Origin of the sequence: Paenarthrobacter sp. PH39-S1, assembly GCF_030063245.1 — a bacterium.
Lineage (GTDB): Bacteria > Actinomycetota > Actinomycetes > Actinomycetales > Micrococcaceae > Arthrobacter_M.
Window position 1 is genome coordinate 1 of the sequence record NZ_JASISR010000029.1, and the last position, 12054, is coordinate 12054.

Genomic DNA, 12054 nt, shown 5'->3' on the forward strand with positions numbered 1-12054 from the left:
TCATTATCGGAAAAGCCTGTGGTCAAACCCGGGTCTGCCACGCATCTGATACCTGTAAGCGATGTCATGAGAGATCCTGTAAGCGATGTTGTGAGTGATGCTGTAACCGATGTCCAGAGAGATCACATACCATCACGCCGTATTTGCCAGTCGGACGCCGGCTGCAGCCCCGAGATCAGCGACAGCGTCGTGGACTTACCGCAGCCGGTAGGGCCGACGACGGCGACGAACTCGCCGGGCGCGACGCTGAGATTAACGTTTTGGATGGCGGTGTGAATGCCGCCGCCGGTCTTCGGGAATCGTTTGGTTGCCGCCCGCAGCTCGATCAGCGGAGCGGTCCGCTGATCGGAGCCCGCCCCCGGCAACGGTTCGTGCCGCTCGTGCGCGGCTAGATGGGTGGAAGGCATGTGTTCTCTCCTGGCTCAATGGCGTTATCTGTCGTGTGAGTTGTCCGTGCTGGCAACCGCGGTGTTCTAAGTCACACTGACGCTACTTTTACTCGGCATTTCGGGCGGGTTTAGCGCGGGAATCGCGACACTTCTGCATTGCGCAGGTTTTGCGCATTGTGCGCACACCCGATTGGCATCCTTCCCGCTGGACGAATACGGTTAGCTGTGCGACGGGTCACACTGGTCCTCGCGCGAGGGATATGGAGCTGCTGTACGTGCCAGGTTTTCTTCGTACTTCGGCGCGGCACCCGACGTCTCCCGTTCGTCTCCGGCCCGCAGCGGAGGAATGGCCCTCTGGCCATGGACGAATAGCGGCGGCAGCGCTACCGGGGGAGGCACTGCCTGCGGAGGCCCGGCCTGGGGAGGCCCGGCGCTTGAGGCACTTCCGGGCGAGCGTGCCATTCTCCACGCGGATGCTGCTCCAGCAGCTCGTGGTCATTGTGCTGATGATGACTTTGGCCACGGTGGTCTACGGCTGGCTGACGTTTCAGCGGCTCAGCTCGGAGGTCGGTGCCAAGTCGTTGGCGGTGGCGCAGAGCCTGTCCGAGGACCAAGGCATCCGGGCAGCGCTGTCCGGCAGACAGCCCGCGCTTCCCGATCCCCGGGTTTTGGCCGTGGGACCGGTGCAGCGGGTCGCCGAGGTGGTGCGGGTACGTACCGATGCCTTGTTCGTCGTCGTGACTGATGGTCAGGGTGTCCGCTGGTCGCACCCCAATCCCGCGCTGTTGGGCAAGAAGGTCAGCACCAGTCCGGAAGCGGCGCTCAGCGGCCAGGAAATCACCGTCCAAGAGGTGGGAACCCTCGGCGCTTCCGTACGGTCCAAGGTGCCGGTGCGCTCGCTCGCCGATAACTCCATTGTCGGCGAGGTAAGCGTCGGCTACGCAATGCAGGACGTGCTGGATGGGCTGTGGACCTCCGCCGGGCCGATCCTGGGCGTCGGCGTCATTACCTTAGTTCTCGGCGCGCTTGGGTCAAGTTTGCTCAGCCGCCGGCTCCGGGTGCACACGCTGGGTCTGGAACCGGAGGAAATCGGTGCGCTGGTCCAGGACCAGGAAGTAGTCCTCTATGGGATCGCCGAGGGAGTCATCGGCCTTTCGGCGTCCGGGCTGGTGACGGTCTGCAACGCCAAAGCGACGCGGCTGCTGCACTTGGACGATCCGGTGGGCAAGACGCCGGCGGAGTTGGGACTGCCGCGGCCGGTGCTGGCGCTGTTGGAAGCCGACGCGGGGGACGCCGCGGAAAGCGTGCAAGTTGTCATTGAGCAGTCGGTACTGATCGTTTCGGCGCGCAAAGTGGTGCGGGCCAAGCGGGATCTGGGCTGGGTGATCATGGTCCATGACAGGACGGATGTTGTGGCGCTCACGCAGCAGCTGGGCGCCGTGGGTGCGCTGACCACGGCTTTGCGGGCGCAGCGGCATGAATTCGCCAATCGGCTGCATACCGTCTCGGGGCTGCTGGACCTGGGTCATGCCGAGCAAGCCGCCGACTACCTCCATCTAACGCTGGAAAACGGCCCGCTGAAATATCCGCTGGAAAATGGTGGGCTCCTCAGCGATACCTACCTGCTGGCCTTCTTGGGTGCCAAGAGCGCCGAGGCGGCGGAAAAAGGTGTCCAATTGCGGATCGGCGAGGGCACCGTGCTGCACCATCGGGTCGAGGACGCACAAAATGTCACCACCGTGCTCGGTAACCTGGTGGACAACGCCGTGATGGCTGCGGTCGCAGGAAGCGGACCGGACCGATGGGTGGAGGTTGAGCTGCTCAGTGATCGCGCAGCACTGCATCTGCTGGTATCTGATTCCGGGAACGGCCTCCAGACGGCGGATCTCGAGCAGGTCTTTACGCAGGGCTATTCGACGGCGGCCAGCGGGCAGGGAACCGGCCACGGCGAGGGGCTGGGGCTTGCTCTGTCCCGGCAGCTTGCCCGGCTGGGTGGAGGCGACGTCTGGTTGGTCTCCGCGGGGAGCGATGATGGCCCCGGGGCGGTCTTCGCGGCGCGGTTGGAGAATGCTCTGGACTTCAACGCCCAAGTGAGAGGGGAGGGAACGCATGGCTGAGGACCTGCGGGTACTGATTGTTGATGATGATGATTTCCATGTGGCTAGGCTCCATGTGGCCTATGTCGAAGCGGCGCCCGGATTTACCGCCCTGGATCCGGTTGGTGGCGGCGAAGCAGCGGCACGGGCCGTGCAGACGCACCGACCCGAGCTGGTGCTGATCGACGTTTACCTGCCGGACTGGAACGGGCTGGACATCTTGCGCGGGCTGGACGTAGACGCCTTCGTGCTGTCCGCCGCCTCCGATGCCGAATCCGTCCGCAAAGCCATCCGCCGCGGCGCCCTGGCGTATCTGATCAAGCCCTTCAGCGCGGACATGCTGGCGGAGCGGTTGCGCGGATACGCCCGCTACCGCCGCCTGCTGGACACCGAAAACGCCCTCGATCAGAAGGCGGTCGAACGCGCCTTGCGGCAGCTTCATCCGGGCGACGGCGGCGGCCGGCCGCGGTCCGTCACGGAACGGGCGGTGCTGGAGGCACTGACACGGGCGGCACAGCCGTCGACGGCGGTCGAGGTCGCCGCTGCCGTGGGCGTGTCCCGCGCCACCGCCCAACGGTACCTCTCGTCATTAGTCGAAGAGGGCACAGTGGACGTTGCGCTGCGCTATGGGACCACCGGACGGCCCGAGCACCAGTACGCGCCGCGGAGCCCGGCCGATGGCGGTTATTGATGCAGCATCACGTCAGGCAGTGCTCAGATGAAGCGGGGGTCGTCGGTTCCAATCCGACGGGGGGCCCAGAAAGCCCAAAACACGGGGCTTGAGTGATGAGACTTAAGTTTCCACAAACTCTCCAGATGGCGATGGACGGGCTTGTTCATTTTGGTCGAGAGCTCAGTGTTTCCCGCCCCAGGGGAACAGGCCTTCCGCGATCAACGAGGCTTCCGTTGTGTCTGTGCCACGATCCCGTCCTGAGGCTCACGGCTTTGACGGTTTATCGCGGAAGCGCCTCGTCGAAATCGTTGCCAGAGATGTCAACAGGGATCGAGTGCTCGCTGTGTCGTGGGCACACAGCCAGAGATGCCCAGTCAGTCACTTTTCGTTTGGTATGTGTGTGCGTGTTGTCGTAAAAGTCGAGCCACTTTTCGGGTACTTGCTGGAAATGGAGTTTCTGGTTTCTGCACTCTGGGCAGCGCTTTGATAGGCGAAGAGAGTATGGGTAGGTCCTGCCGTTCTCTTCTTTAATTCCTGCCCAAGCGCGGAATATCCACAGCTTCGGCAGCCGGAGTACATTCCGGTGGAGGAACCGAAAAAACAACCAACCGATGAGACCGAAGACGATCATGATCATAGACCCTAAAAACCACCAGGGGCCATGCGGAAGCCCGCCCACTGCATCGAAGCCGTTGCCGGACAGGTAGACGTCGATGAGTTGCTTGACTGAGAAGCCGCCGGTGATAAATCCCGCGATGGTGATTACCCCAGAAACGGTGCCAATGAGCGATGCAGGGATTGGGATCCTTGTTTTCTTGCTGACCTCGAAGGAGCGCCGCGGCTCATCGGCAGTTGCAATTGAAGTGATCACGACGCCGAAGTTGTTACCGCCGATGTTGACACCACCATCCATCGCGGATGGGGCGTTGACATCCCCATCCGCCTGGATCTGTTGGTTGTGGTTGCTGTTGCCGCCGGTGGATTGAGAGTGCATCACGTTTGCTCCTGGTTCGTTCCGAGATGATGAAGCTCATCGTAGCGAGTACCTCTGACACTGCCCGCTCAGCGCCATCGGGCGTTCTGTTTGGTCTTGGCAGCAATGATTCGAGATTGGAGTTCAATTTAATGGGCGTCGTTGGGAGTATTTTGGATTGCGGCGAACTGGCCATAGGAGTCCGTTTCTTCGTAGAGCATGCCGTCCGGGGCATTTTTGTGCGAACACACAGTTTCAAAGTGAATCGATCGCCGTATTACTTGACCTGCCGCAGGATTTTTGGACCGGTCGTTACGGTGAAGCGGCCAAAATGTTTTGAACCGATCCGCACGACGGTTGTCTGAGGGTTCTTTGGCAACGTCGGAGACAGGTCGTTAGTAGAAGTTCGCCGGTTCTGCCGCATTTACAGATCAGCCATCAGTTGCGCCCTCCTGACCCGCTGCCACGACTATGGCGAATCAGCAGACTCCAAATCCCGAAACTGTTCCGCCCGGTGGGCGGCACCCTGGCCCACCGTTTCATACAACCACTTGGCCACATTCTCAGCCGCCAAACCCAGCTTCCTGTCGAGCACGTCGGTGCTGGCTGCCGCCGGGGCGAGTCCGACGACGCAGCCCTCATCATAGGTCTGCTCCCAGCAGTCGCGGATGGCTGCCATAGTGGTGGTCTTACCCGAGTCTGCGGGACCGACGACGGCGTCAAGGAACCGGCCGCTTGAAAGCACCTCATGCGCTGCGGAGCTTTGGTCAGGGGCCAGCGCTGTCCTGCCCTTGCCATCTTGGGTGAGGAAAATGTTGGCGAGATGAGGCGCGATGGCGGGTCCGCCGTCATCGTTCCTGGTGTCCAGGACCAGCTGTTCGTTGGCAAGGATACCGGCCTCCGTGTACAGGCGGCCGCCGTGAAACTCGAAGAGGGCGTGGTCAGCGAAGGCGACGTCAACGCTGGCGTTGAGGGGGACCTTGTACCGGTAGGCGTTGAGCGCGATGCACTGGGACGCTGCAGCGGCGGCGACGGCGTCGATCATGTGGCGGCGGTCGGCGGCGGAAGAGCACCTGATTTCGGCGCAGATGCGCTCTGCCTCGGCCAGGAGATTCCAGCGGTTCCACGTGGCGCGGCTGTGGGCCATTGCCTGCCGTGCGGCGGTGGCAGCGGCGGTGACCCATGGCTCGGTGAGGTCCGCGGCGGTGACGGGGCGTTCGTGGGAGCGGTTGATGGTGTTGCGGATGGTCTCTGTCGGTTCAAAGCCGAGTCGTTGGGCTTCACTAGGAACGTGGGTCAGTAATGAAGACTCATTGATGAATTTTTGCAAATTTGAAGCAATTTGGCGCCAAATAGGCCTATTTCTTGTGGGTTCTCAACATAAAAAATCGGCAAAATCGACTACTGACCCACGCTCGCTAGCATGTATTGTCATGCTCCTGCCGGCAACGGGGGCCAGGAATGGCTTTTGACAAGTCGAAATAGTCCATCGAGTTGAAAGCGGGGGTCATCAGTTCGAATCTGATAGGGGGCCCAAAAAGCCCGGATCTACAGGGATTTTGGATGTGAGAATGGCCCCGAAAGGGGCCATTCGTCCTTAACTCTCCACAAACTCTCCAGATTGACTCTCCACTTTAGTTATTTGCCGCTAGTTTCCGCTGTTTTTGGAGGGTCTTCATGGGGCCCATTGTCCTCCGAAAGTGGGGACTTGTCAGCCTCCGGCGGAGCACTTGGTGCTGCCGACTCCCCAGCTGTGGCTCCTTGGGTGGAGGCGCTCAGTCCATTGTTAGGGACTGTTCATGCGTGGGTAGTGACTTGCGTGGCGGGCTGAAGGCGTCAACGATCGCCCTAGTGTCTAAAGCCCCGCGGCGTTCTTCAATGTAGTGCTCCTGAGTCATGGACACCTTTGAATGGCCGGCCTGGTAGGCGGCAGCCTCAGGCCCCATGGTTCTGGCGATGATGGTCGCGTTGGTTTTCCTGAAGGTCTTCAGTGTCACCCAGTCGTAGCCAATCGCATCCGAAGCTACCCGCCAGATCTTGCCAACGTTGTTCGCATCCATCACAGTGCCGGTGGACGATGGATAGATCAGGCCCAGTGGGTTGGGCATCGCTGATCTAGTTTGGCGTATGTGGCGTTCGCGAAGTTGCTTGACCAAGAAGTCGGGGACGGTGAGTTGGCGGATGCCATGTCTGGTTTTCGGATGGTCCTGGATTCTCACTCCACCAGCGGTGGTTCTGATGACCGTCGTGTGGATGAAGATGGTGGGCGGGTTGGCTTCCATATCAAGGTCTTCCCAAAGCAGTGAGAACAGCTCCCCTGGCCGGACCCCCAATGCGACCAGACCGTCCGCTATTTCGTGGAGTTCCTGTGAACGCGGCCGACCGAGCGTCGAAGCTCTTTCCCACTCAATGAGCTTCTTCCGCAGGTCCTGATATTGCCCTGCGTCTAGGGCTTGAGGTTTCTTCGTACGAAGCCGGGGGATTTGTACCCCGAGGACTGGGTTGACGATGACGGCGTCGTGGCGGAGGGCAATTTTGAACATCCAAGAGAGCACGGCGCCGCAAGTCCTTGCGGTGGACGGCCCCGACTCCTCGACAATCGAGCGAATGAAATGATCAATCAGGCCTGAGGTCGCCTCACCTACTCTGACCGAGCCGATCCTAGGGGAGATATGTTTCTTTACCATGTAGGCGTATTTGTCTTTGGTACGCGCTGCCCTGTCGGACGCCTCCAGATCAACGAGAAATATCTCAATGAGGCGGTCAATCTTGTCGGTACTGGAGACCAAGCCGAATCGTGGGGTCTTGCGGTTGGCAAGCTTTTGTTGCAGTTCTCGGCGGGCGCCAGCAGCGGAAGGACCGCGTGCCTCCACTCTCCGGACTTTTCCGTCCATGTCACGGTAGCGGGTCTCCGCCAACCAAGTCTTGGCCGATGAGCGTTTGGTGTGGATGGATCCCCAAGCACCGAGGGGGAGGGGTTGTCTGCTCATTTGAAGCGCTCCTTGCCTTAGCCGTCAGGTCTCGGACTGGAGGGAGATCCATGCATCAAGGTCCGAACGGCTGACGCGCACGTGCCTGCCGATCTTGTAGGCATGCGGACCGATTCCCTTCGAACGCCACTGGTAAAAGGTTGGCAGCGGGATCTGCAGCTCCCGGCAGATCTCCGTGGGGGACAACCACTCTTCAGCGAGGCCTTGGGTGGTTGTTGAGTTGGCTGGCTGATCGGTCATTGGGGGTCTCCTTAATTGTGCGGCATTCATCAGTCCATGACATATACCCATCGAAGTTGCATGACTTGAGTTAGCGGCCAGGTGATTCGGAGACAAAAGCCGAGCACGGGGACGAGGCAGCGAAAGGAACACGACCGTGCGTAAATAGATGAATTCCTGATGTGTGCCTTACTCCGTGGCAATTCCTGAATAGTTGCCGTTAGATGTCCTCAGACCCATCCACTAGGGTTGGGTGGCAGGTTCTGTCTTGGGTCTGGAGGTCGTCCTAGCTAGTGGACTGCGTCTAGGATGATCACCACTATGACTGGTAATTGTGTGGGCGCTGTGGGGTAGGTTCGAGGCGAGAAGAAAGATCGGCCTGTCTGGGGACCACAATGTAGGGAGAGTAATGACGACAGCATGGGTGGTCCGACAGGGCTCGGGTGGCAAAAACGCCGAAGAGATGATCAACGCTGGATACCTGGGTGTTGGCTTCATCCGCGACTACGACATTAAGCCTCACCTTGGCAGTGGAGCAGCGGCCTTCCGAGCGGCGATGAACACTGTGTACTTGGAGATGTACCCGGACAAGTCGCGCATCGCTGCGGGGCTGGCCATGGGCAACCTGTGGGCAGCGTGTGAGGGCATCAGCGAAGGCGATATGGTGCTTGCACCTAAACCCGGCCGTACGTACCAGTTCGGGATCGTCACAGGGGGATACGAATTTCATTCTGGCACTGAACTGCCACACCGGCGTCGGGTTGAATGGAAGGGGGCATTGAACAAGGATGATATGAGCCCCGTCTTGGCTTCCTCGGCAGGGTCATTGATGACGGTCTTCCAACTGTCCGCGCACGTCGCAGAGTTGGCCGCCCTCACGCAGTTGGCAGACCAGACTCAGCCAATCGCCCAAGCAATCTCCTCCCAAGTCGAAGATCAGCTCGCTTTTCAGATGGAGAAGCAGCTTGAAGATTTTTTGGTCCATAACTGGCGTAGCACCGCCCTTGGCCGCGAATACGACATTTACGAAGAAGACGGCCACCTGGTCGGCCAACAGTACCCCTCTGACACCGGACCCATGGACATACTCGCGATCAGCAAAGACCGCACACGGCTTCTGGTAGTTGAGCTGAAGCGGGGCAGGGCCAGTGATGTTGTAGTTGGCCAGATCCAGCGCTACATGGGGTTTGTTCAAGAAGCCCTGCTTGAACCTGGTCAGACTGTTGAGGGCGTAGTTATAGCCCAGGAAGACGACCTGAGAATCCGTCGGGCACTGTCCATTGCCAGAGACATCCGGTTTATGAGGTACCGAGTTGAATTCCATCTAGAGGCCTGACCTCTGCTCCCAGTGCTGGAGTGCAAGGCGAGTACTGGCAGGAGAGCTTCACCAAGGCGTGACGGTGCTATAACCGTGCCGCTGGCGCTGATCCATGCGCTCCCATTCTTCCGGGCAGTCTCCTATGACCAAACTGCATTGAGTTGCGACTGATTTTCAACCGGTCGTTCAAAATGAAGGCGCGACGTCCACCGTATGTCCATGCGGAATCTCCGATTTGGGCGACGGCCACGTATTTAACACACTCATGTCAGTCAGTATTCGTTAGGTCCCGGGAGATGGAAAGGTACTTCGGACGCCCTTTCTGAAATGGTGGACAAGATTCCTTGGGGGAAATTATCCAGCTGCATCCGAGCTGAGCGCGCCGCGCCTGAGCCATATCCAAGCGTCGATACAGATGTGAGTCCAAGCTGGGGCATGCATGATCGTTTCGCCTATCGTGGTTCGGCTCGTGAGCCGCAAGACCAGACGTCACTCGAACGTGACGCCAGTCCACCTCGGTGCCAGAAGTGTGAAGGATTTTTTGGTTGCGGAAACTGCGCGGTAATTAGGGGTTCTTTTGCCAGGGGAATGGTCCTGGTGGGCTCTGGCTGCAGCGTTGGGTGGGGGAAATTTCGGTGAACTGGTGGTGGCGCAAAGGAGTGCCGCATGAGTTTTTCATGCGGCACTGGATCTCCATCTGGGGCGTGATTAGTGGATCGCGAGCTTGAGCCGTTCGATTTCGGTGGGGTTGAATCCTGACCAGTGGTGGTGGTCGTTCACGACGACGATCGGCGCTTGGGAGTAGCCGAGGTCTTGGACGTATTCGAGGGCGGCTGCGTTAGCCGTCAGGTCAACGACCTCGTAGTGGATGCCGGCATGGTCCAGGCTGCGGCAGGTGAACTTGCATTGCTGGCAGTCCGGCTTGCTGTAGACCGTGACGTTCATTTTGCTCACCTCGTTCTCTTTCGGTTGTGGTGTTGAACTTCGTGGTGACCCTATTGGTGGTTGCGGTAGGCGGTGTTTTTGTGTTGTGCCCAGCCGGACACAACACCTGCTCCGAGCATCTGGTCCAGCAGCCTGGCCAGGTGGTAGTCGGGATCGAACGTCAGGGCGACGTGCATGTAATTCGCGGCTGCCGTTCCCCTGCCTTTCCACCAGCAGATGTGGCCGAGCATCGTCAACGGGGCGGCAGCATGTGCCGGGGCTGCGATGGTGAGCAGCTGGCGCAGCAGCTTTTCGGAGTTGTCGATCCGGTCCCATTGCGGGGCTTCTTCTGTGGCACCAAAGAGTGTGGCTGCCATGGGTTGGTTGATGCCGGGCATATCGGCCAGGATCTGGTCGCGGAGTCCGACATGCTGCAGCCCGGCCAGGACCTCGGCCAACTGCTCATGGGTGGGTTCCCCGCCGTGGTCGATGAGTTCCATCCACAGCCGGTAGGCCGCGTCAAGGCTCTGGGCAGGGCTGATGGCCATGTCTCGTATTGCTGAATCGACGGCGTCGTGGTCGGCGTGTGTGGCGGCCAGCTCGGGGATGGCGGGTGCGTCGTTTTTTTCGATGAGGCTGCCCTGGTAGACCAGCTCGACGTTCAGCATGCTCGATTCAATTGCGGCCAGCGGAGTTTCCTTGTCGCAGTTGGTGGGGTTGGCGCCGTCGTACGTGGCGAAGGATGTGGGGCCGACGATCCACATCATGGACGAGCAGTCCGGCCGTCAAGAGTCGCCGTTTGAGTCCTTGGATCATGGAAACGAAGGGCTTGGGGTGGCCCTGGCCCCATGGCTGGTGGGTGAATAGGGCTATGAGGACGGCGGTGGCGTCGTGGTCGATGCCGATGGAGTGGGCGACGACTTCGGCGTAGTTCTCAGCGGGTCCCGTGGTGCGGGGGAGGTTGACGCGGAGGGTGGGGCCCAGTGTCTTGCCCTCGAGGGCGACGCAAACGAGGCTTTCCTTTGGCCAGTAGCCGAGGCTGTGGCCCATGTAGCTGATGGCGTCGGCCGGGCTGCTGATTCTGATCGGTTCCATTGTCCTGCTCCTCCTGTGTGAACGGTGGCTGGGTGTTCGAGGCCGCCTGCTCTGTTGGTGCCTTCTGGTAAGAGGAATCACCGCTGGGTGTTAGGGGCCGGAGGGCAACTTGGGGTACCGGGCGCGGGGCAAAAATTGTTTCGAGGAAATAAGCGACGCAGGAGCGCCGAGGAAGAATTTTTGGGGGAGGGACCGGCGCGTAGCGCCCTGGTTGCGTGGAGGGCCCGCCCAGCGATGATGGGGTACCAGAAGGCACAACGAGGTTTGGCATGTGTTCATATGGGTCCATCAACTCAGACGCTATGTCCGAATGACCGCTCGAACTCCGCGGCCGTTGCCCCCCGACTTTGCCTGTCTATTTCATATCAGTTCACAGGGTGGGCCCAGTCTTACTACAAGGCTGGCCGTCCCGAGCCCGATAGAGAGGACTAAGTCTTGAAAGAATCCGCATGAGATGTCTCAGATCTGAGACGAATGCAGTGGTTACTGTGCAGGATTCTGCACAGTAACCACTGCGAGAGAGCCAGTCTGACGATGCAGCTCAAAACAAGACCAGCAGGCGCGGACGGCACCAAGAAATGCGGCCGACACACGGCAAAGCTGAGGGCTGTCCACCTATAACTGTTGCCAATTGTTCCTAGGTATCCGGTGCGCAGCCTTGCTTCGTTGCACTGGAATTAGGCGTTTCACGCGTAGATGTGGGCCTGACTCTCACCTCACATCTTGACGGTTCCGGGCAACCTTGGTTGGAGGGCCTGTTCGAGTGCCTGCTCATAGTTCACGCCTGGAAACTCCTTGAACGTGTAGCGCTGCCAACGAGATGGATGTCTAGGTGCTTTTCCAACCCACCAGACAGGGAGGGCTCTTGTGGCTATTTGTTCTTCCAACCATTCGACTTGTTCGCGGTGCCATCGACGAGCCAGCCCGTTCGGAGCCGAAACACCGTATGCGAGGAGGACACCATTACATTCGTCGAGATTCGTCGAGAGCGGAGCTCTGGCATCCATCCATCCATCGACTGATGCCCCGACCTCGCCGATGTTGTCCGTACGGTATGTCGGCAACGAAAAGATGTTAGCAATCCTGACTTCGTCGAACCTCAACAGTCGACGAGCTTGTTCGATCCGTCCACGTGTTCGGCTTCCATCTGTAGTTGAGGGGTTGGTCCCCACAACCAGTAGTTGACGTTGATTCCCCTCGAATTTCAAACCGACCACACTAGGACTCGAAGCTGTTTGGATGCCTCGCACTGCTTAAAATCGCTTCGAGGTAAACGTCTGATGACCGAAAGATCCTTACAGACCACGAACGCAGTCCTTGAGTCTGGACTATCAATGAGAAAGTAGCTCGACTGCGCAGGTAGGTAGGTAGGCCGGC

The 12054-nt window shown here is 59.5% G+C and carries 12 protein-coding genes; 3 read left to right on the plus strand and 9 right to left on the minus strand.

Features of this window, described 5'->3' with window-relative positions; all coding sequences use genetic code 11:
• Positions 1-122: 122 nt before the first annotated feature.
• A complete protein-coding gene (locus tag QMG52_RS16570; RefSeq protein ID WP_283561533.1) occupies positions 123-407 on the minus strand; it encodes an ATP-binding cassette domain-containing protein in 285 nt (94 codons plus the stop codon).
• A 437-nt stretch (positions 408-844) separates the two neighbouring features.
• Here QMG52_RS16570 and QMG52_RS16575 point away from each other — a divergent pair, with 437 nt between their 5' ends.
• Together QMG52_RS16575 and QMG52_RS16580 are read left to right on the plus strand one after the other, a co-directional pair.
• The gene (locus tag QMG52_RS16575; RefSeq protein WP_283561534.1) at positions 845-2506 is read left to right on the plus strand and encodes a sensor histidine kinase; all 1662 of its coding nucleotides are present in this window, start codon (positions 845-847) and stop codon (positions 2504-2506) included.
• Complete coding sequence (locus QMG52_RS16580) at positions 2499-3176, plus strand: response regulator (protein ID WP_283561535.1); 678 nt, start codon at positions 2499-2501, stop codon at positions 3174-3176. Before QMG52_RS16575 ends, QMG52_RS16580 begins: the two co-directional genes overlap by 8 nt.
• 262 nt (positions 3177-3438) lie before the next feature.
• On the opposite strand, the gene QMG52_RS16585 is transcribed toward QMG52_RS16580, so the two are convergent.
• From QMG52_RS16585 to QMG52_RS16600, 4 genes are all read right to left on the minus strand, one after another.
• A complete protein-coding gene (locus QMG52_RS16585) occupies positions 3439-4155 on the minus strand; it encodes an acyltransferase family protein (protein ID WP_283561536.1) in 717 nt (238 codons plus the stop codon).
• Between the two features lie 445 nt (positions 4156-4600).
• On the minus strand, positions 4601-5461 hold the full coding sequence (locus QMG52_RS16590) for an AAA family ATPase (protein WP_283561537.1): 861 nt from the start codon (positions 5459-5461) through the stop codon (positions 4601-4603).
• A gap of 445 nt (positions 5462-5906) precedes the next feature.
• Positions 5907-7004 (minus strand): site-specific integrase, encoded by a 1098-nt coding sequence (locus QMG52_RS16595; RefSeq protein WP_283561538.1) that lies wholly within the window; start codon positions 7002-7004, stop codon positions 5907-5909.
• Positions 7005-7145: 141 nt separating this feature from the next.
• Positions 7146-7361: a helix-turn-helix domain-containing protein gene (locus QMG52_RS16600; RefSeq protein WP_283531797.1), complete on the minus strand. Its 216-nt coding sequence runs from the start codon at positions 7359-7361 to the stop codon at positions 7146-7148.
• A gap of 388 nt (positions 7362-7749) precedes the next feature.
• On the opposite strand from QMG52_RS16600, the gene QMG52_RS16605 reads away from it, so the two are divergent.
• On the plus strand, positions 7750-8676 hold the full coding sequence (locus QMG52_RS16605) for an endonuclease NucS domain-containing protein (RefSeq protein ID WP_283561539.1): 927 nt from the start codon (positions 7750-7752) through the stop codon (positions 8674-8676).
• Between the two features lie 690 nt (positions 8677-9366).
• Here QMG52_RS16605 and nrdH read toward each other — a convergent pair.
• The 4 genes from nrdH to QMG52_RS22390 all read right to left on the minus strand — a co-directional run bounded on the left by nrdH (position 9367) and on the right by QMG52_RS22390 (position 11927).
• Positions 9367-9603, minus strand: coding sequence for a glutaredoxin-like protein NrdH (gene nrdH / locus QMG52_RS16610; RefSeq protein ID WP_283561566.1), 237 nt, complete (start codon positions 9601-9603; stop codon positions 9367-9369).
• A 50-nt stretch (positions 9604-9653) separates the two neighbouring features.
• Positions 9654-10349 (minus strand): DUF4192 family protein, encoded by a 696-nt coding sequence (locus tag QMG52_RS16615; protein ID WP_283561540.1) that lies wholly within the window; start codon positions 10347-10349, stop codon positions 9654-9656.
• A complete protein-coding gene (locus QMG52_RS16620; protein WP_283561541.1) occupies positions 10258-10677 on the minus strand; it encodes a DUF4192 family protein in 420 nt (139 codons plus the stop codon). Before QMG52_RS16620 ends, QMG52_RS16615 begins: the two co-directional genes overlap by 92 nt.
• A gap of 716 nt (positions 10678-11393) precedes the next feature.
• Positions 11394-11927 (minus strand): DUF1643 domain-containing protein, encoded by a 534-nt coding sequence (locus tag QMG52_RS22390; RefSeq protein ID WP_502920556.1) that lies wholly within the window; start codon positions 11925-11927, stop codon positions 11394-11396.
• Positions 11928-12054 lie beyond the last annotated feature (127 nt).

Bases quoted from the DNA above. Each gene is read 5' to 3' on its own strand.
- QMG52_RS16615 (WP_283561540.1), bottom strand. From the start codon at position 10,349: ATGATGTGGATCGTCGGCCCCACATCCTTCGCCACGTACGACGGCGCC.
- QMG52_RS16620 (WP_283561541.1), bottom strand. From the start codon at position 10,677: ATGGAACCGATCAGAATCAGCAGCCCGGCCGACGCCATCAGCTACATG.
- QMG52_RS16605 (WP_283561539.1), top strand. From the start codon at position 7,750: ATGACGACAGCATGGGTGGTCCGACAGGGCTCGGGTGGCAAAAACGCC.
- QMG52_RS16580 (WP_283561535.1), top strand. From the start codon at position 2,499: ATGGCTGAGGACCTGCGGGTACTGATTGTTGATGATGATGATTTCCAT.
- QMG52_RS16600 (WP_283531797.1), bottom strand. From the start codon at position 7,361: ATGACCGATCAGCCAGCCAACTCAACAACCACCCAAGGCCTCGCTGAA.
- QMG52_RS16570 (WP_283561533.1), bottom strand. From the start codon at position 407: ATGCCTTCCACCCATCTAGCCGCGCACGAGCGGCACGAACCGTTGCCG.
- nrdH (WP_283561566.1), bottom strand. From the start codon at position 9,603: ATGAACGTCACGGTCTACAGCAAGCCGGACTGCCAGCAATGCAAGTTC.